The organism is Pseudoalteromonas phenolica, from assembly GCF_005876835.1.
Classification (GTDB): Bacteria; Pseudomonadota; Gammaproteobacteria; order Enterobacterales; family Alteromonadaceae; genus Pseudoalteromonas; species Pseudoalteromonas phenolica_B.
In genome coordinates this window covers 30,319-49,893 of record NZ_PPSW01000013.1, presented here as the reverse complement: position 1 = coordinate 49,893, position 19,575 = coordinate 30,319, and the positions used below count along the sequence as shown (strand labels likewise).

Genomic DNA, 19,575 nt, shown 5'->3' with positions numbered 1-19,575 from the left:
GCTGAGCTATAGCCCCACATTCCAGACTGGATACGCTCAGAAATTTATATTTTTTTTATTTCTCCGTCAATACTGAGGTTAAAAAAATCCCAAAGTTTTTGCGTGCTTTGTTACACTGATTGTCAAAATAATAAGAGTGCTGGTTTGTTAACTATGTTGAAACTCCCTTTTCTTTTTACACTTATGGTGGTTCTTTTGTCTGGATGTATTTCAAAGCCTGATGAGCCTTTTAAAGTTGCAGATCAAACATTACATACACGTCTGGCTGATAACGGCTCAAAATTATTTGCCTTCATTGTGACCGTTGAGAAACAAGCTCGGGTGAAGTTAGATACTCGAAAAGAGATCTCACGCACTGAGTTTAAGATGTTCTTAAATGAAGAACATATCGAAGACTCTCCTGCATTAAAGTTAGCCTTAGAAGAGCGTGCGGTACAACTTCTAAAAACGGCACTAGACGAGCAGGATTATTGCCAGCAAGGTTATGATATTGAAGAAGTATATTGGAAAGAGCGTAAGGTGCAATTAAGAGGTCAGTGTCGTGACTGAAGTTACAGAAGTTAGTAAGTTATCTGAGTTAGAGAGCTTATTTAAACAATTGAATATCAATGCAATAAAATACCAACACCCGCCTTTAAACACGTGCCAAGATGCAGACAAACTTAATCTCAACCGGGTTGGTGTAAGGATAAAAAATCTATTTTTACGAGATAACTACGGTAAGCGACATTGCCTATTGTTGGTGCCTGCTGATTATCAGGTAGATTTAAAAGCGCTGTCTAAACAGCAAAAGTTATCGCGATTGGGATTTGCATCATCTCAACGGTTAGCTAAATACCTAGGTGTTAAACCGGGCTGCGTTTCAGCATTAGCGGTTTTCAATGATACTGAACAAGCTGTGGCAGTATGGGTAGAGTCAAGCCTATGGCGGGCTGAACAGTTTCAATGTCACCCATTTTTCAATGATCAGACTTGGGTGTTAAATAAAGCAGATTTAAAGTGTTTTTTTGAGTACACAGGCCATGCGCCTCAAGTCATAGATGTACCTTGCTTGTAGTTTGCAAGGCATGCAATAAGTCCGAGTGAGCAACAAGCTAATAAACAAGCCAAAAACGCGATATAGCCATATTCTTCAAAGATAACCCCAGGTAAGAATGACCCAAGTGCGCCACCGCTGTAATAAAAAGATACATATGCACCGTTAGTCACCGAAGCTGGTGCGGTACTAATTTTGTTTGCTAATGGCGCTGCGGTTGCATGTATAACGAACATACAACCACAGAAAAGGGTAAAACTGACAATGAATAAGCTGAATATATGACTTGTAAGCATGATGTTGCTTACACAATATAAAATGAACATCAGGCTTAGTAGTGCCCAAGCGTTTTCAATTTTCTTATTAAGCCATGGCGTGCACGCAGATAAAATTGCTCCGACCAAATAGCCCGTGTAGATAAAACCGATTTCTTTAGTATCCGTAATGCCGTATTGGTTTTGCACAATAAAAGGTAAAAAGTTCAGTAATGCGGCAAAGCAAAAAAACATGAAAAATACTGCGACGAATAGGCGTAATAGAGCCGTATCTTTTAAATGCACTAAATGCAGCCAGGGCTTTATTTTTTCTTTAGTACTTTCTTCTCTTTTAACTTGTTTAGGAATGGTCATCGCAAGGACTATTAAGCTGACACTAACTAAGTAGAAAAAGTTCTGCCACTGCCAAAATGCGGCAAAGTTTGCTGCAAGCATCCTGCCTAAGTAACCCCCAATAATTGAACTACCAATATACAGAGTCATATTTCTTTGTAACGCATCACCTTGAAAAGTGGTACCTATATAACTTGTCATACTTATTAATGCTGCAGGTAATGTGAGTCCTTGAATAAGTCTGCAAATTAATAGCCCTGAGAAGTAATCTGAATAGGCAAAAAGTAAGTTACTTGCAGCAAGGATCAATAAGGCGATACGCAAAATTGACAATGGATTGAACTGATTCAGCATAACGCCGTAGCAAAGTGGTGCGATGGCAAGTGGGAGCATAGTCACAGTCATTAATGTTCCACTGTTTGCAATTGAAACATCATATAGCTCAGAAAAAATAGGTAGTAGAGGCTGAGGGGCGTATAAGACTAAAAATGTACAGACAGAGCAAAGCAGTAATTTAAATAATGACATGGTGTCTGATACCCAAAACAGCGCAAATAAGAAACTATTGTGCTAAACCTAAATAGGCTAGTTAAATATAAAGTTAAATTGCAGAGCATGTTAATGCATGAAACGCATTAAGTTTAAAGCTTTATCAATTAGTTGGTAATTTTTTGCGCTAAATCACACTTTATTTGCTTTACTTTAGTTAGATTGCAGTTGCACCTCTCTTTGTCGTGTCGTGCATCTGAGTTAATATATTGGGAATCGTATTTTCATGGAGTTGCAGCATGGGTTCTCTACAAGACCAATTACTAAAAGCAGGTTTAACAACTGAGCATAAAGCCAAAGTTGCTAAGACCGAAAAACGTAAAGCACAAAAGAAGAAAAAGAAAAAAGGCGCGACAAGTGATCAATCTGACTTACAAAAGCATATTGAACAAACAAAGCTTGAACAGCAGCGCAAAGCCGAAGAGCTAAATCAAGCTAAGCAAGCAGAGTTAAAAGAGCGCGAGCAAGTTGCGCGTGTTAAACAAATTTTAGAGCATCACAACCAAGACGAAATTCGTGGTGAAGTTACATTCAACTTTACTTACGACAATAAAGTAAAAGAGCTGGATGTGAACGAGCAAACTAAGCAAGCCCTATCAAAAGGCCGTTTAGCAATTTGTGTTCTTGAAGATAAGTTTTATGTACTTCAAGACGAGCCAGCACGTAAGATCGCTGAAGTTGACGAAAAATACATTGTTTTCCATGTCGCTGACGATACGGCAGAAAGCGATGAAGACGACCCATATGCGGGTTATGAGATACCAGACGATCTAACTTGGTAAAGTCGTGATTGGGGCAAGTAAAGAATTCATATAGTCACACAAGAAGAGAAAATTATGAGTAAAGTAAAATATCTGGTTTTAGGTGCAGGCATTGCGTTCACTGCATTTGCAAACAATGCAGAAGCTGCAGATGGTAAAGCGTTATACACGGCAAAAATGTGCCAAACATGTCACGGTGCTGAAGGTAAAGCACCTATCATGGACGCATACCCTAAAATCAATGGTCAAAACAAAACATACCTACTTAACCAAATGAAAGACATTAAATCTGGCGCGCGCGCTAACGGCATGTCTATGGCAATGAAAGCGATGGTTGCAAATGTATCTGACGCTGAGTTAGAAGCGATTGCAGATTATCTATCAAAAGTTAAGTAATCTTCACTGGATTATGAAAAAACCACCGCATGTCGGTGGTTTTTATTTTATTGAACATCGAACAAGAGTCATTTAGACTTCTAAACTTCTAAATTGGCTGGTTGAGCCAAGTTAATATTTTAAGGCAAATTATGTTTGAACTACCAAAACTCAACTTAAAAGACAGAGTCAGCGAACAAGAGTGGCAACTTCGTGTTGATTTGGCTGCGTGTTATCGTCTAGTTGAGCATATGCGTTGGGGAGATTTAATTTATACGCATATGTCTGCGCGTTTACCGGGTACAGATCATTACTTGGTGAATGCATTTGGTCTGAGTTTTGATGAAGTGACAGCATCTAATTTAGTGAAGGTCGACTTACAAGGTAATATTTTGGATGACACGCCATTTGAAATAAATCCTGCTGGGTTCACCATTCACAGTGCTATTCATGAAGTAAGAGAAGACGCTCACTGTGTGATCCACTTACATACAAAAGAAACCATCGCTGTTGCCAGCCTTGAATGTGGTCTATTGCCATTAAGCCAACATTCTATGTTCTCACTGCCCTCGCTGTCTTATCACGATTATGAAGGCTTAGCGGTGAATGAAGACGAAAAAGCGCGCCTGCAGAATGATTTAGGTACTACCAATCATATGTTGTTAGTTAATCATGGTGGTTTGACTGTGGGTCCAACAGTGGGTGATGCCTTTATGCGTTTTTATGATTTACAGCGCGCTTGTGAAATTCAAGTTGCGATTCAAGCGACGGGCCAAAAAGCTGTGCCTGTGCCTCAACCAATCATTGATAATATTTATAATCAAGCAAATGTTGTTCATAGCGGTAGCACTGGCGGCCAGTTAGCCTGGCCTGCAATGTTAAGAAAAGCGTACCGCCTTGACCCTAGCTTTGCTGAATAGGAGCTAACATGAAAGTAACTCGCGTCGAAGTTTTTGATATCCATTGTCCAGACAGACCAGCTTGGACTCCAGTTTTTGTTCGTATTCATACTGATGAAGGTATCAGTGGGGTAGGTGAAGCAGGCCTTGCCTATGACTTAGGCCACAGTGCGGCAGCGAGTATGATCAAAGAAATGGCAGAAGCGTTTCTTATCGGTCATGACCCATTCCAAACAGAAATGCTTTGGTCACGTATGCTACGTGAAAGTTTCTGGGGATTAGGTGGTGGTCCAGTTGTTTACGCAGCGATGAGTGCCATTGATACCGCACTTTGGGATATTAAAGGCAAAGCATTAAATCTGCCTGTCTATCAGCTTCTTGGTGGTAAGGTAAACCCAGAGCTTCGCACCTATGCGTCGCAACTACAGTTTGACTGGGATGATGAATTTAAAGCTCTTGTGCAACCTCATGAATATGCGGAAGCAGCACACAAAGCGATTGCTGAAGGATACGACGCGGTTAAAGTTGATCCGATTCAGTATGATAAAGATGGTAATACATATTATGACCGTACTAAGCTTATCTCTCGTGCTGAAATGAAATTATACCGTGCGCGTATGGCTGCTATTCGCGAAGCGGTAGGGGACGAAGTCGATATTATTTTTGAATGTCATAGTTTACCAGGTGCTACATCAGCCATTCAAATTGGTGAGATTGCTGAAGAGTTTGACTGTATGTATTACGAAGAGCCGGTGAATTATTTAAATCATTCTTTACACGCCAAAGTGGCCGATAAAGTGGCTGTGCCAATAGCAGGTGGTGAGCGTTTATATAACCGTTGGGGTGTACGTCCATATTTAGAAGATCAAAGCATTGATGTATTACAGCCAGACATTGGCTTGTGCGGTGGCTTTACTGAAACTAAGAAGGTGTGTGATTACGCTGATATCTTCGATGTTCGTATTCAAGCGCATGTATGTGGTGGTCCTGTAGCAACAGCTGCATCGCTTCATTTAGAAACGGCTATTCCTAACTTCTTAATTCATGAGCACCATACTTATGCGATCAAGAAATGGAATCGTGAACTGTGTATTCAAGACCCTCAGCCTAAAAATGGTGTATTCAAAGTATCTGAAGAACCTGGTATCGGTATTGAGCTAAATGATGAAGTGGTTATGCGTTCAACGCGTGTTGAGATCAAATAACAACTAAGCGCCACGAAAACCAAAAAAAGGTCACATTTCAGTGACCTTTTTTATGAGGCTAGATAATTAACTGAAGAGAGTTAACTAAACTTAGCCATCTCATGCTCAAGGTCTTTTGTTAACCCTTTAATGCTGTCTGTTGCGCTATGAGCATGGTGAGATACATTAGCAGTTTGCGCCGCTGTGTCAGAGATGGTGACCACACGTTGAGCGGTATCTTCACCAGCTGCAAGCTGCTCTTTGGCTGCATGGGCGATTTGGTGGCTCATCTGCGAGATAGCGCCTAGTGAGTTGGCAACCATTTGTAAAGCATCACTGGCATCTTTAGACATCTTCACGGTTTTTTCAGACGTTTCTACGCTTAAGCTCACTGAGTTTTTAGCCTCTTGTGTCGCAGATTGAAGATTACCAATCATGGTATGAATTTCTTCAGTACTTGATTGAGTTCTTTGCGCTAATTGGCGAACTTCATCAGCTACTACAGCGAACCCTCGACCTTGCTCACCCGCTCTGGCAGCTTCAATGGCCGCATTTAACGCAAGTAAATTGGTTTGCTCTGCAATGCTTTGAATAACACTAAGTACATTCGCAATATTCTTAACTTCATCATCTAGAATGCGAATATTGTTACCCGCACTATCAATTTGCTGTTCTAATAGTGCGATTGCTTGTGCTGCTTCAGACGTTTGCTTATCAGCATTTTGACCTTGCTGCTCGGCTTCTTGTACTGAGTAAGCGGCTTGTTCTGCATGTTCAACAACAGTTTGCGCCGAGGCGGTCAGTTCAGTGATGGCCGAAGCAACCATTTGGGTCTCTTCACTTAGGCTGCGGGTAAGTTGCTCTAACTCTTCGGAACGAGCTTCACCATCATGGCTTTGTGATTGCAATTCAGTACTCACATGTTGGATACCATCGACAACGCCTTTTAAGCCTTGCTGCATATATTGCATGGCGGCAATGATGCTCTCTTCATTGGCGTTGTTGGTATTAATATCTGTACTTAGATTACCGCGAGATACACGTTTTACGATCGAAAGCACAGTATCGAGTTCTGCGCCCAGCTTATTAGATATACCTAAGCCAAACCTAGCCAAAGCAAAAGCTAAAGCAGTTGCAATGATAAGAGATATAGCTAAAAGCCATTGAGCAGTATTCCAATAGCGTTCACTGACTTCTTTCATACTAATACCAGTACCAATATACCAGCCGAAGCGAGATGTTTTTTGAACAACAGAAGTGAGGTCAACGACTTCTCCTTCACGGACAGAATCCCAGTGATAGGTGATAATACGATTGGTTTTGTTACCGACTAGCCTTTTTACTTTCTGCCCTATGCTTTGACCGCTGACATCTTTAAAATCGTTAAAGCTGGTGCCCTGTAATTCAGGATCATGTGGGGTTGCAATAAAGTCGAGCTTCTCGTTTACCACATACACATATTCTGAATCGTGATATTTATTTTCCCGAAGCATTTCGGTGGCTAGCTTCTTAGCTTGCGCTTCATCTAGTTCGCCTGTGGCAACATAATGTTCAAACTGTTCAACAATGTTGACCGTGCTTTTCATAAGTTGGTTTATGCGTGCAATGTTATCTGTTTCACTTGCGTGACGAAGCGCTTGTAAACCAAATACTGCAACCACTAAAAGCGAGATGAAAATAGCCGCAGTAAATAAAATTATTTTTATTCTTAATGTGATACCTGACAGCACGACGGACTCCTAACTTAATTCAGTCTTTCATGTCTATCATGATTATAGGGCAGATGTTAAGCGAGGATTGTAAAAATGCAGGATTAATGATGTGATATTTTTTCATAAACCCTGCATATTTATATGGTTATTAGCGAATGAGTTGGACTTCCTGTTCATTTAAAGCGCGGTATTCACCTGGTGAAAGCGTTTCATCTAACTCGATACCACCAATATTTTCTCTATGTAATTCAACAACTTTATTTCCAACTGCTGCGAGCATGCGTTTTACTTGGTGGTATTTACCCTCGCAAATAGAGAGTCTTAAGCTGTACGTCGCTAAGCGCTCTGCTTTTGCAGGTAAAGTTGCATCTTTTTCACCATGTAGCATTACACCTTCCTCTAATTGAGAGAGCATTTCATCACTGATAGGCTCTAGGGTTTCTACCAAATAAGTTTTAAATTTCTGCTGCTTAGGAGAAGTGACCTTGTGTGACCAATCGCCGTCATTGGTGATGAGAACTAAGCCTGTGGTGTCGATGTCTAGTCGACCTGCAACATGAAAGTTTTTTAAGTTGGGCTCATTAAGTAAATCGAACACGGTGGCGTGTATTTCGTCATTATTGGCACAAATATAGTCTTGTGGTTTGTTTAACATATAGTAGCGCAAGCCCAGATAAGCTATATGCTCACCCTGCCATTCAACATGGTCATCTTGTGTGATTGGGTGATCAAACTTAGTGATCAGCTCTCCATTTACTATTGCATTACGTTTTTTTATACCTGCTTTGACTTTGGAGCGGGGTAGCTCAGTTATATGGCTAACGAATTTATCTAATCGACAAGGAAATTTCATGTTAAATCACTTTTGTAATGCATTGTAATGGCATTATACGAAAGCCGATATTTTAAATCAGTTCTTTCTGTATACTTCAGGCAATAAATCGTAAACATGAACACTGAGTTGATAGTCACAGCCCAGTAAATCTTCTAAAGCAAACAGTAAGGTTTCACTGAGAGACTGCTTTTTCTCAACTTCACGTCCCGCCATGATATGGGCTTGGACATGGACAAATCCAGCTTTGCCATTACCAAGCTGAAAATGTTGAAAACTATTTGCTCGGGTCTTTACCGTCGTTAAATCAAATAGCGCTGTACCAATTGCAGCTTGATGAATGGTTGCGACCAGTTCTTCGGTCTGTATATGTAAGTTCTCTGAGTGCTCAATGATAAAGTGCGGCATAGATGACTTCGCTCGTTAATTATGCGTAAATAACGCTATGTTATGTGAATATAGATGTATTGTCAGATGTTTTTAAAACGCGCTCTCGGGACTATTTTGATAACTTTAGGCTTAATGGGTTGTAGTGATGACGCCGCTAAAGTCAGTTTAGGTTTATTTACTACCAAAGATGTGGTGGTTAAAGCGAAGCAAGATCCTATTGTAACAGGTGTGACTTGCCATATAAGTCATATAGAAGCGGATTTAGATTTTTCAGATCCTTCGGATATGTCAATTGCCTGTCGACAAACAGGCCCGATTACTGCCGAGCAGTTACAGCAAATAGATTTATCAAAAGATGGTGAAGTGGTTTTTAAGGCCTCTAAAAGTATTTTGTTTAAATCATTAAAAGTGCGTCGTATTTACGATGCCGATACGCAAACCTTATTGTATTTGTCTTATTCAACTAAAGAGACCAGCGGTAGTCACCATCATGCTTTATCGAGCGTGCCTTTGTATAACACTCAGGCGTGGAACTGGACCAATAAAGAAAAATAAATATGTTGTCGTTATTTAAAACAAAACCCTTAGTATCAAAAGAAGAAGAAAGCTGGTTGATCGATGCCTTTATTTGGGCGTGCGACAACTTTGATGGCCAATATTTCTTAGAGCATACGAAAGTTATCGAGCCGACAGGGCAGTTTTTCCCTGATCAGGTTTCAAGTGTTGAGCAAATGGCGCAAACTGTGTTTAAGCGCGTGCGTGATTACGCGGGCTTGCAAGTTTGGCCTGTGCAACTGGTTAACCCGAATCAAATGATGCCTCAGCAAATTGCGCCTTTTCAATTTGTCGGCTCTAACCGTGGAGCGGATGCGCAGATCGTTAACCCGCCAAGTATCCCAATGAGTTTGTCTTATAACCCAAACCAGATTAATCAACCACAAGACCTTGTTGCCAGTTTGGCAGGAAGCCTCGCTTTGATGATGATTTATCAAAAAGGTGTTATGCCGCCGGGGGGGAAAGAGCAAATTCCTGCAGCCAGTGATGCATTAGCGTGTTATTTAGGTTTTGGCGTGATGATGAGCAATACCGTCTATCAATTTAAAGGTGGCTGTGGCTCTTGCTATAACCCTTATGCCAACAGGCAAGCGGCGCTTACTGAACCTCAGACCGTGTTTATGCACGCACTGATCTGTCATTTCAAGCCGCAAGTTGATGGTAAGAAGCATCTAAAATCTCATTTGCGTAGTATGTATAAACAGGCGCAAAAACAGATTAAGGCGCTGCTAAATGAGTCAGCAAATCCATACTTGTTAGCGTTAGAAGAGAAGCGACATGCTCAGTTATCTTGATGAGTTTTTATTAATCGCCATTGCGCATTTTTTTGCGGTGGCAAGCCCAGGCCCAGACTTTGCCATTGTACTAAAGCAGAGTATTCAGCAGGGGCGCAATAACGCCTTATGGACCAGTGCCGGTGTCGGGTTGGGTATATTCGTGCATGTCGCATATTGTTTATTGGGGGTGGCACTGGTGTTGGCAAATTCACCTGAGCTATTCACAATTTTGAAGTATGTGGCGGGTGCGTATTTAGCCTATATGGGTGTGCAAGCGCTTAGAGCCAAGCCGGCATCTGGTGATGGCGATATAGATACCGCGGAGCGTGTTCAAGCTGAATCATCCTTTAAAGCATTCAAACGTGGTTTTTTGGTTAATGCATTGAACCCTAAAGCGACTTTATTCTTTATGTCATTATTCACACTTGTTATTGCGCCAACAACGCCTACTTCAATGCAAGCGATATACGGTCTTTATATGGCATTAGCAACTTGGGCATGGTTCTCATTTTTAAGTATGGTTTTGAGTAAGCAATCTGTGCGTGCCTTTTTTCATCGAGCAGGGCATTGGTTTGATAGAGGCATAGGTGTTGTACTGATTGCCTTGGCAATTCGAGTGGTGGTATAGCAATGAAAAAGAAACACATTAACTTTGCCTATGGTTCGAATATGTCTACCTCTAGACTATTTGCGCGTTTACCCAATGCTGAATTACTTGGTGTGGGCACTTTATATGCCTATCAATTGACGTTTGATATGCTTTCTACCGACGGCTCAGCAAAGTGTAATATTGTGCCTGCAAAGCAGCGCGAGGTGTTTGTTCACGGTGTACTTTATGCGTTAGATGACGAAGAGCTTGCGAGACTCGATGAAATTGAAGGTGAACGATACGACCGTGAAGCGGTGGAGATTGTCCGTCCATGCGGAGAAGTACTCATCGCTCAGAGTTACATTGCCAATACTTTTATAAATAAACACCTACCTTTTGATTGGTACGTTGAGCACGTTTTAAAAGGCGCGCAAGAGCATCAGTTTAACTCACATTATATAACTCAAATCTCAGCACAAGCATCGCAAAGCGATAGCAATCTTGAACGCGCTGCCAGAGAATGGGCCATTCACAAATTATAAAAGAACAACAAGGGACATTATGAAACTCAAGGCATTATTTTCAGCCATGTGTTTAGTGGCTGCAACGAGCGGCTTTAATGCATTTGCACAACAAGTAAAACCACAAGACGTTGAGCAAGCCGTCAATGACGCTATGTCGCAATTTAACATTCCGGGTATTGCCATTGCAGTAGTAGAGAATGACAAAGTTGTGTTAGCAAAAGGCTTTGGTGTACGCCACTTGGATTCAAAAGCACCGGTTAATGCGAATACGCTATTTGGTATCGCCTCTAACTCTAAAGCGTTTACCGCTGCGGCGCTGGCTATGCTGGTTGATGAGGGCAAAATCACTTGGGATGATAAAGTCATCAAGCATATTCCTGAGTTTAAATTACATGATTCATATGCCACTCGAGAAATGACCATTCGTGACTTGTTGAGTCATCGTAGTGGTTTAGGGTTAGGTGCTGGTGATTTAATGATCTGGCCTGACACCAATAAATCAGTGCCAGAGCTTATTGAGGGGATCAGCCATTTAAAACCGGTTTCAAGTTTCCGTAGTCAATACGCTTATAACAACTTGATGTTCGTGATGGCCGGTGAGGTGGTTGCTCGTGTCAGTGGTTTAAGTTGGCAAGAGTTTGTCGAGCAAAAAATGATGAAACCGCTTGAGATGACAACGTCTCGTGCTGGTTTTTCTCGCATCGACAAAGCAAACCAAAACTGGGCAACAGGCCATATTCCAATGGATGGCGAGTTAACCCCTTTCTTTGTGAACTATTTAGAAGATTTTCGAGGTGCAGGTGCCATTGCGTCAAACGTCAATGAAATGAGCCAGTGGTTAATAACACAGCTTGATGGCGGTAAAATGCCAAATGGTAAGCAATTGTTTAGCGCTGAGCAGCAGGTACAAATGTGGCATCCGCATATTATGCGTGTGGCGTCTAAAAATGCCTTTGAAGCATATCGCCAGCAATTTAGAGGGTATGGCTTAGGTTGGTCGATTGAAGATTACAATGGCTTCAAAAAAGTCGGTCACGGTGGTGGTATTTTAGGTATGGTGTCGCAGGTTGCGATGATCCCAGAGAAAAAGCTAGGTGTAGTGGTTTTATCTAACCAGCAAGCTTATCCCGCATTAACGGCTATTATCAATGAAGTGTTTGAAGATGCATTAGGGCTTGAAGAGCGAGATTATGTGGCAAAAGCGGCTGAGCGCTTCCACAAAGGTAAAAAAGAAGCCTACGCCAAAGCAGGAGCGGTGAAGCTTGAACAAGTACAACCAGCGTTACCGGTACAAAATTACACTGGTACGTTAACCAGCGATTGGTATGGTGATGTGATTGTCGAGTATGTGGCCAATGAGCTACGTATTGATTTTACTCATACTAAAATGCTTAAAGGTAAACTAGAGCACCACACTGGCAATACTTTTATTGTGCGTTGGGATGACGCACTATTAGAGGCAGATGCATATATTCATTTTGAAATGGATAAAGCACAGCAAGCAAAGTCAGCGAGTATGGAATATGTGAACCCGCATATTACCGACTTTAGTTTTGACTTCCACAATTTGGACTTAAAAGCCAAACGTGTGGAATAAAAGCAAATAAAACAAAGGCCCAGATAGTTAACTCTAACTGGGCTTTTTTTGTGTTTGCTTAAACTATGTTTAGGTTATTAACTAGCACCAAAGTCGCAAAGGCGTTATAAAATAGTTTTGTTAAACTGAATGTGAATTTATCTTGGCAAGGACCCGTTATGCGTACCGCAGTTATCAGTCACCCACATTGTCGTAAACATAAAATGATTGCAGATCATCCCGAGTGCCCAGAGCGTCTTGATGCGGTATCTGACCGATTATTGGCATCTGGACTTGATATTGCGGTGGCTCAAAAAAGTGCCCCTAAAGCAGAGTTAGATCATATAGCATTGGTGCATGACAGAGCGTTAATAGATAAAGTGCTGACTTCAATTCCGCAACAAGGGTTGAGAGAGCTCGACGGTGATACTTGGTTATGCCCAGATTCGATGAAGGCTGTTGAACGTGCGGTCGGAGCGGGTATATTAGCAGTCGATGAAATTCTTGCTGATAGCATTGATGCTGCATTTTGTAATGTTAGACCACCTGGGCACCATGCTAATCAGTCGACATCTTCTGGATTTTGTATTTTTAACAACGTTGCCATTGCTGCCGCTTATGCAAAACAGCAGGGTGTGAAACGTATCGCGATTTTAGATATTGACGTGCACCATGGTAATGGCACCCAAGATATTTTTAGAGAAGATGATAACGTACTGTTTTGCTCATTGTTTCAGTATCCGTTTTACCCTAATACCGCCATTGAAAATACCGACACAGTTATTAACTCACCATTGGCGATAGCCAGTGATGGGGTTGATTTGAAGGCGTTGTATTCACAACAATGGGAGCCTACGTTAAGGGCGTTTAACCCCGAACTAATCTTTATTAGTGCCGGCTTTGATGCCCACCTTGAAGATGATATGGGCAGCCTAAAATTCACTGAGGCGGATTATCAATGGCTAACGGAGCAGGTTGCTGAACTTGTTAAGCAAACAGACTGTAAAGGGATTGTCTCTTACCTTGAAGGTGGCTATGCACTCTCTGCACTAGGCAGAAGTGCAGTGACGCACATTAAAGCCTTGGTTGAAGCTTAAGGCTTATTATTCAGAGCTCAGACTATTTAGTCTTGCCTGTATATCTCACAGGCAAAATCATATAGATCTTGCAAAGAAGTGAATCTTAGTTTCGCAATACAGCAATGACCGTCTTGCGCTAATTGCTGCTGCAGCTTTGTAGTTAACTTATCAAGGTTCACGTCAGTGCGCTGGCTTGACGCCAGGTTAAATGCCTCACCACTATTTTGAATATACATCGATCCCCTTTTCTGTTCCTCTGAGAGATAGAAAAGCGCATCAGACAGTGATGACTCACTTTCAATATACTCAATGCTTTGTTTTGTTATGAGCAATAAAGGGAGTGCTTGAATAGTCAAAATTTGTCCTCAATCAAAGTTTGTTTCTTAGCCAATATTATACTGGCAAAGATTGACTCAATGCGAGGAGTGCTTAATGACATCTGAAAGTCGTCAACTAAAGGTCAAAGATATCTTTACCAACCAGCTGCTATCGTGTGATATCAGCACCTCATTATTTAGTGCGGTAACAAAAATGCGTGCGCACAAGGTTAGCTCTATTTTTGTCACGGAAGAAGATAAAATTGTAGGTATCTGGACCGAATCAGATTGCGTTAAGCTGAACTTTTCACAGCAAGGCTTTCAGCAAACACCCATTGGTGAATTGATGGCTACGCCAGTACAAAGCGTGCAAATTGATAAAAGCCTCAGTGAAGCTACCATCAAATTTCACCAATTGGGGATTCGTCATCTACTGGTTAAAGATGAGCACTTTGAGCCAGTTGGCGTAGTGTCATTGTCAGATATTGTGCGTAATCAGGGGTTAGATCATTATCTGCATTTTAGGCCAATAGAAGATCACTACGAAAAGAAGGTGACCATTTTAGATAGCAATGATTGCATCTCAAAAGTCATTGATGTGATGCGAATTAAGCAAGTTACAGCGGTGCTCATTAAAAATAAGTCTCTCGGTGAATATGGCATTATTACGCAAAGAGACATTGCTTATATGGTGCTTAACCCTGATTGGCGTATGCCGTGTTGGGAATTAGCCAGTTACCCAATGCAGTCAGTGGTCCCTAAAGACAGTTTGTTTGATGCATACCGATTAATGACTGCAAATTCTATTCGTCATTTAGTGGTCAAAGAGCCAACCACAGAGCAGGTAATTGGCTTGCTGGCATTAAAAAATGTCTTAACCGAAATCGAAACCGCATACTGCAGTGAACTCGAAAAAGTGCTCGCCCAGCGCGACCTTGCGTTGCAAAAATCAGAGAAAAACCTCTACCTAGCAAACCGCATTATAGATGCGTCTCTAGATGGCATTATGATCACCAGAAGTTCAGGCGAAATTATTCAAATAAACCCTGCATTTAGTGCCCTGACAGGCTACAAAGATTATGAAGTCTTAGGTAAAACCCCAAATTTATTGAGCTCGGGTATTCATCCGCCTGAATACTATAAACAAATGTGGGATGAATTAAATGAAAAAGGGGTATGGCAGGGAGAGGTTTGTAATCGTAAGAAGAATGGCGACATTTATGTAGAGTGGCTGACTATTATAGAAATCAATGAACCATACAGTGACGATGTGCTTTATGCCGCCATCTTTAGTGACATTACAGAGCGTAAAAATGCCGAAGAAAAAATAGTGCGCCTTGCCTATTTTGACGAATTAACAGGACTACCAAATCGTCGTTTGTTTAACGACCGGCTTTCGATGGCGCTTGCATCAGCGCACAGAGATAAACAAAAGCTATCAGTCATGTTTATTGATTTAGACCGCTTCAAAGAGGTCAACGATACCCTTGGTCACAGTGCTGGAGATGAATTACTTGTAAAAGTGAGTGAACGTATTAAAGGGCAGCTCAGAGAAGGCGACACATTAGCAAGACTCGGTGGTGATGAATTTGTGGTGTTACTGACTGAAGTAAAAGACTTGGCCGATGTGGTGTCGTTTGCCAATGATATTTTAGACTTGCTCGGGCAGCCATTTGAAATTAGCGGTATGAGTGTCGGGGCTACGGCATCTATAGGCGCGGCTGTGTACCCCGAAGATGGTTTAGACAGTGAATCTTTGCTTAAGCATGCTGATGTTGCTATGTACCGCTCTAAAGAGGTAGGGCGTAACTCTTTTCAGCTCTATAAAGCCTCTATGAATGCGCGTTCGTTAGAGCGTTTGTCGATGTTAAGCCGTTTTCAAAGCGCTTTAGAATGTAATGAATTTGAGCTTCACTACCAGCCAGTTCAATGTTTAAACGAAGAGCACATTTCTAGTGTTGAGTGTTTACTTAGATGGCAAGATCCAAATTTAGGTATGATCTCACCAGCTCAATTTATTCCACTTGCTGAGGAGCTGGGTTTAATCACTAAATTGGACCAGTGGGTGATCAATCGGGCCTGTGAAAAAATGGCATTTTGGCGCCATCAAGGTATTCAACTGCAACGCATTGCGATCAATGTGTCGGCACAACATTTACATCAAGGTGAACTGGCTTTAACTGTGGCAAATGCCTTAGAGCGACATCAACTTCCGGGAAATTGCTTAGAAATAGAATTAACTGAAAGCAGCTTTATCAGTAATTTACATGAAGCAAAGAGTGAGCTGAAAAAGTTAAAAGCGTTAGGGGTATCGATTGCGCTAGATGACTTTGGCACAGGTTACTCAGCCCTAAGCTACTTAACTAAGTTACCTATTGATGTATTAAAAATCGATGCCAGCTTTACCGCGAAAGTCCCTGATGAATATGGCAATAGTGAGATTGTGACTGCCATTGTGGCGATGGCAAAGGCCTTAAAGTTGAAAGTAGTGGCTGAAGGGGTAGAGAAGCAAGTTCAAAAAGAGTTTCTAAAGCAGCTTGATTGCCATTATTTACAAGGTTATTTGTTCTGTCGACCTTTAAGCGAATCGCAATGGTTGAGTTTTTACCAAAAGCGTACAGGTTCAAATTTAGAGGCACCAATGCATTAAATGCAGAGGTGCTTCATTCAACGAGTTAACTTACAGTGCTTCGAAAGCCACTTCGTAAGAAGTGAATTTACGAATGTTTATAACACCTTTGTCAAAGATTAAATACTGACCTTTAATGCCTTCAAGTACGCCAGACACTTCAGGATCTTTGTCGAAGTTAAACGAGCTGATCTTGGTCGGGTATTCTGTGACAGGGAAATCTAAATCAACGACTTCTTCGTCTAACTGTTCAATGGCGGTGGCACCAAACAACTCAGCCAACTCATCTAATTTAGCTTGAATTTGTGGAATAAGCTCAGCAGCCGCGGCTTTTAAATCAACATCAACACTGACGCCTTTGAGCATATTGCGCCAATTGGTTTTATCGGCAATGAACTCGGCTAAAGCAACTTCTACGAGACCTGACTGTAAGCGTGTTTGCACTTTAAAAATTGGCAGGGCTTGCGTCGCACCTTGGTCAATCCAGCGTGTAGGAATTTGTGTATGGCGAGTAATACCGACTTTTAACCCAGATGTATTTGCAAGGTAAACATAGTGCGGGATCATGCAGTTCGCTTCACCCCATTCAGGCTCGCGACAGGTACCTTGATCAAAATGGCAGGTTTCAGGCTTCATAATACACATGTCACAGCTAGCCAGTTTTTTCATACACACAAAGCAATGACCTTGTGAGTAACTTTTTTTGGTTTTTTTACCACAGCTACAACAAAAAATATTACCTGTGAAAGTTAGCTTAATCGCTTTACCAAAATATTGGTTTAGATTAACCAATTCATCGCCTAGTGGAAGATGATATTGAATCGGTTGAGTGTGGTCTGCTTTTAGTTTACGCAGTGTACCTTGCATCTTTACGCCCCTAAAGATGTGAAAATTTAAGTGCGCAGTCTAGCAAAGCTGGTGGAGAGTTAAAAGAAAGGCCCTCGAAAGGGCCTTTAATCATCTAAATAGATGTGAGATTACTGTTCACGAGTAATGGCGCGATAAGCGATATCAGTACGGAACTCAACGCCGTCCCAATTGATTTCGTTTACCAGTGCATACGCGCGTTTTTGCGCTTCAGTCACAGTGTGACCAAGTGCAGTTGCACAAAGTACACGACCACCGGCTGTTACAACGTTTTCGCCGTCTTGTTTAGTACCTGCGTGGAATACTTTCTCGCCTTCAGCGTAATCAACACGAAGACCTGAGATAGCATCACCTTTTGGATAGCTACCAGGGTAACCTTTCGCTGCAAGTACGACGCCTACCGCTGCACGTGAATCGAACTTAATTTCAGTTTGATCTAGCTCTTCACGGTTTGCCGCTTGAATTAGCTCTACTAAGTCAGACTGTAGACGTAGCATGATAGGTTGAGTTTCAGGGTCACCGAAACGACAATTATACTCGATTACCTTAGGTGTACCGTCAGCTGTGATCATAAGACCTGCGTATAGGAAACCTGTGTAAGGAGCACCTTCACTAGCCATACCTTCAACCGTTGGGTTGATCACTTCGTTCATGATGCGCTCATGAATGTCAGCGGTTACAACTGGCGCAGGAGAGTAAGCACCCATACCACCCGTGTTAGGACCTTGGTCGCCGTTGTATGCACGTTTGTGGTCTTGGCTTGTTGCAAATGGCAGCACGTTTTTACCGTCAACCATGACGATGAAAGAGGCTTCTTCACCTTCAAGGAATTCTTCGATAACTACACGACTACCCGCTTCACCGAATGCATTTCCAGCAAGCATATCACGGATTGCTTCTTCCGCTTCTGCTTCTGTCATTGCAACGATCACACCTTTACCTGCTGCAAGGCCATCAGCCTTAACAACAATCGGTGCGCCTTTTTCTTTTAGATAAGCAAGTGCAGGTGCGATTTGTTCAAACGTTTGATATTCCGCAGTTGGAATATCGTGACGTGCTAAGAAGTCTTTTGTGAACGACTTAGAACCTTCTAGTTGTGCTGCTGCAGCTGTTGGACCGAAGATAGCTAGACCTTCTTCACGGAAGCGGTCAACCACACCAATAACTAATGGTGCTTCAGGGCCAACAATGGTTAGCTCTACGTTGTTGTCTTTTGCAAATGCAACGAGTGCATCTAGATCTTCAACACCAATTGCCACATTTTCTAACTTAGGCTCTAGTGCAGTACCTGCATTACCAGGTGCAACAAAAACGGTTCTTACAGAAGGGTTTTGAGCGGCTTTAAACGCAAGCGCGTGTTCACGGCCGCCACTGCCAATGACTAGTACATTCATGGCGTATTTATCCTATTATAACTTTTTGAATTTTAGGGTCATGCGATCGCTTTCCCCAATTGCCTTATACTGCTCAGCTTTTTCTTCACCTAAAGCTAAACGTGGTGGCAATGTCCAAACACCTTTCGGGTGATTAGCGCTATCAAGTGGGTTAGCGTTAATTTCGCTTGCTTCTACCAATTCAAAACCTGCTTTTTTAGCAACTTCGATAACATAGCTTTGCTTCATATACCCTGATGACTTTTGGTCTTTGTCGGCACGGTGTTCTGGTAAACGGTGTTCAACAACACCTAAGATACCACCCGTTTTAAGCGCTTTATTAAATGCTTTAAATGCACTTAAAGTGCTGTCTTCGCCACCACGCATGTACCAGTTGTGTACATTACGGAAAGTTAAAACCATGTCAGCAGAGCCTGTAGGGGCAATGTCTGAGTGAGTGACCGGTGCAAACTCGGTAATTTTTACTTCGCTAAAGCGAGTATCTTCAGCCACTTTCTGTTTAAAGCCAGCTAGTGAGCGCTGGTAATAACCTACTTTTGAATCAGCAGGGAAATGCGCTGCATAAAAAGTACCCTGGCCTTTAACAGCAGGTGCTAAGATCTCTGAATACCAACCACCACCAGGCGCAATTTCAACCACTGTCATATTTGGCTTAAGGCCAAAAAACTCAAGGGTTTGTGCTGGGCGACGGTATTGGTCACGAGCACGGTTCTTATCAGAACGTGCGCTATCAGCAACTGCCGATGTTAACTGTGCAGAGCTAGATGATGTAGATGAACCTGTTGCAGAACAACCTGCAATAGCAGTTACAATGCTAGCAGCGAGAAGTGTTTTTAAACCGAATTTCATTTTTTATGTCCTTCACTTTGAGTGTGTTTTAAGCAGACTACTTGAAATTGGGAGAAAGAAAAAGCGCGAAACGA

The 19,575-nt window shown here is 41.9% G+C and carries 21 protein-coding genes; 13 read left to right on the top strand and 8 right to left on the bottom strand.

Annotated elements, in window-relative coordinates:
- Window positions 1-186: 186 nt before the first annotated feature.
- Together C1E24_RS09455 and C1E24_RS09450 are read left to right on the top strand one after the other, a co-directional pair.
- Entirely contained in the window at window positions 187-549 is a 363-nt protein-coding gene (locus C1E24_RS09455) for a hypothetical protein (RefSeq protein ID WP_240721978.1), read from the top strand.
- The gene (locus C1E24_RS09450) at window positions 542-1,057 is read left to right on the top strand and encodes a prolyl-tRNA synthetase associated domain-containing protein (protein ID WP_138480844.1); all 516 of its coding nucleotides are present in this window, start codon (window positions 542-544) and stop codon (window positions 1,055-1,057) included. The genes C1E24_RS09455 and C1E24_RS09450 overlap by 8 nt, the downstream gene beginning before the upstream one ends.
- Here the strand turns inward: C1E24_RS09450 and C1E24_RS09445 are convergent.
- Window positions 1,030-2,172 (bottom strand): MFS transporter, encoded by a 1,143-nt coding sequence (locus C1E24_RS09445; protein ID WP_138480842.1) that lies wholly within the window; start codon window positions 2,170-2,172, stop codon window positions 1,030-1,032. The two genes, C1E24_RS09450 and C1E24_RS09445, sit on opposite strands and share 28 nt — an antisense overlap.
- A 260-nt stretch (window positions 2,173-2,432) precedes the next feature.
- On the opposite strand from C1E24_RS09445, the gene C1E24_RS09440 reads away from it, so the two are divergent.
- The 4 genes from C1E24_RS09440 (at window position 2,433) to C1E24_RS09425 (ending at window position 5,433) form a co-directional block, all read left to right on the top strand.
- Window positions 2,433-2,975 carry a DUF2058 domain-containing protein gene (locus tag C1E24_RS09440; RefSeq protein ID WP_138480840.1) on the top strand — a complete coding sequence of 181 codons (543 nt, stop codon included), beginning with the start codon at window positions 2,433-2,435 and terminating at the stop codon, window positions 2,973-2,975.
- A 54-nt stretch (window positions 2,976-3,029) separates the two neighbouring features.
- Window positions 3,030-3,350, top strand: coding sequence for a c-type cytochrome (locus C1E24_RS09435; RefSeq protein ID WP_058030971.1), 321 nt, complete (start codon window positions 3,030-3,032; stop codon window positions 3,348-3,350).
- Window positions 3,351-3,481: 131 nt separating this feature from the next.
- A complete protein-coding gene (locus tag C1E24_RS09430; protein WP_138480838.1) occupies window positions 3,482-4,249 on the top strand; it encodes a class II aldolase/adducin family protein in 768 nt (255 codons plus the stop codon).
- Between the two features lie 8 nt (window positions 4,250-4,257).
- Complete coding sequence (locus C1E24_RS09425) at window positions 4,258-5,433, top strand: mandelate racemase/muconate lactonizing enzyme family protein (RefSeq protein ID WP_138480836.1); 1,176 nt, start codon at window positions 4,258-4,260, stop codon at window positions 5,431-5,433.
- Between the two features lie 80 nt (window positions 5,434-5,513).
- Here C1E24_RS09425 and C1E24_RS09420 read toward each other — a convergent pair whose 3' ends face one another.
- The 3 genes from C1E24_RS09420 to C1E24_RS09410 all read right to left on the bottom strand — a co-directional run bounded on the left by C1E24_RS09420 (window position 5,514) and on the right by C1E24_RS09410 (window position 8,364).
- Complete coding sequence (locus C1E24_RS09420) at window positions 5,514-7,142, bottom strand: methyl-accepting chemotaxis protein (RefSeq protein WP_138480834.1); 1,629 nt, start codon at window positions 7,140-7,142, stop codon at window positions 5,514-5,516.
- 130 nt (window positions 7,143-7,272) lie between these two features.
- Window positions 7,273-7,977, bottom strand: coding sequence for a pseudouridine synthase (locus tag C1E24_RS09415; protein ID WP_138480833.1), 705 nt, complete (start codon window positions 7,975-7,977; stop codon window positions 7,273-7,275).
- Window positions 7,978-8,034: 57 nt separating this feature from the next.
- Window positions 8,035-8,364, bottom strand: coding sequence for a 5-carboxymethyl-2-hydroxymuconate Delta-isomerase (locus tag C1E24_RS09410; RefSeq protein WP_138480831.1), 330 nt, complete (start codon window positions 8,362-8,364; stop codon window positions 8,035-8,037).
- 54 nt (window positions 8,365-8,418) lie between these two features.
- On the opposite strand from C1E24_RS09410, the gene C1E24_RS09405 reads away from it, so the two are divergent.
- The 6 genes from C1E24_RS09405 to C1E24_RS09380 all read left to right on the top strand — a co-directional run bounded on the left by C1E24_RS09405 (window position 8,419) and on the right by C1E24_RS09380 (window position 13,463).
- Complete coding sequence (locus C1E24_RS09405; RefSeq protein WP_138480829.1) at window positions 8,419-8,901, top strand: CreA family protein; 483 nt, start codon at window positions 8,419-8,421, stop codon at window positions 8,899-8,901.
- Window positions 8,902-8,903: 2 nt separating this feature from the next.
- The gene (locus tag C1E24_RS09400) at window positions 8,904-9,695 is read left to right on the top strand and encodes a hypothetical protein (RefSeq protein ID WP_138480827.1); all 792 of its coding nucleotides are present in this window, start codon (window positions 8,904-8,906) and stop codon (window positions 9,693-9,695) included.
- Window positions 9,679-10,305 (top strand): LysE family translocator, encoded by a 627-nt coding sequence (locus C1E24_RS09395; protein ID WP_138480825.1) that lies wholly within the window; start codon window positions 9,679-9,681, stop codon window positions 10,303-10,305. The genes C1E24_RS09400 and C1E24_RS09395 overlap by 17 nt, the downstream gene beginning before the upstream one ends.
- A gap of 2 nt (window positions 10,306-10,307) precedes the next feature.
- A complete protein-coding gene (locus C1E24_RS09390) occupies window positions 10,308-10,808 on the top strand; it encodes a gamma-glutamylcyclotransferase family protein (RefSeq protein ID WP_138480823.1) in 501 nt (166 codons plus the stop codon).
- 19 nt (window positions 10,809-10,827) lie between these two features.
- Window positions 10,828-12,387: a serine hydrolase gene (locus C1E24_RS09385; RefSeq protein WP_138480821.1), complete on the top strand. Its 1,560-nt coding sequence runs from the start codon at window positions 10,828-10,830 to the stop codon at window positions 12,385-12,387.
- Window positions 12,388-12,545: 158 nt separating this feature from the next.
- A complete protein-coding gene (locus tag C1E24_RS09380) occupies window positions 12,546-13,463 on the top strand; it encodes a histone deacetylase family protein (RefSeq protein WP_138480819.1) in 918 nt (305 codons plus the stop codon).
- A 26-nt stretch (window positions 13,464-13,489) separates the two neighbouring features.
- Here C1E24_RS09380 and C1E24_RS09375 read toward each other — a convergent pair whose 3' ends face one another.
- Window positions 13,490-13,801: a DUF4144 family protein gene (locus tag C1E24_RS09375; protein WP_138480817.1), complete on the bottom strand. Its 312-nt coding sequence runs from the start codon at window positions 13,799-13,801 to the stop codon at window positions 13,490-13,492.
- A gap of 76 nt (window positions 13,802-13,877) precedes the next feature.
- On the opposite strand from C1E24_RS09375, the gene C1E24_RS09370 reads away from it, so the two are divergent.
- Entirely contained in the window at window positions 13,878-16,412 is a 2,535-nt protein-coding gene (locus tag C1E24_RS09370; RefSeq protein WP_138480816.1) for an EAL domain-containing protein, read from the top strand.
- A gap of 30 nt (window positions 16,413-16,442) precedes the next feature.
- Here the strand turns inward: C1E24_RS09370 and C1E24_RS09365 are convergent, their stop codons facing one another.
- From C1E24_RS09365 to C1E24_RS09355, 3 genes are all read right to left on the bottom strand, one after another.
- Window positions 16,443-17,258, bottom strand: a complete 816-nt coding sequence (locus tag C1E24_RS09365) for a DUF2797 domain-containing protein (protein WP_058030958.1) — start codon at window positions 17,256-17,258, stop codon at window positions 16,443-16,445.
- A 110-nt stretch (window positions 17,259-17,368) separates the two neighbouring features.
- Window positions 17,369-18,652 (bottom strand): phosphoribosylamine--glycine ligase, encoded by a 1,284-nt coding sequence (gene purD, locus C1E24_RS09360; protein ID WP_138480814.1) that lies wholly within the window; start codon window positions 18,650-18,652, stop codon window positions 17,369-17,371.
- 15 nt (window positions 18,653-18,667) lie between these two features.
- The gene (locus C1E24_RS09355) at window positions 18,668-19,501 is read right to left on the bottom strand and encodes a class I SAM-dependent methyltransferase (protein WP_138480812.1); all 834 of its coding nucleotides are present in this window, start codon (window positions 19,499-19,501) and stop codon (window positions 18,668-18,670) included.
- Window positions 19,502-19,575: the final 74 nt, after the last annotated feature.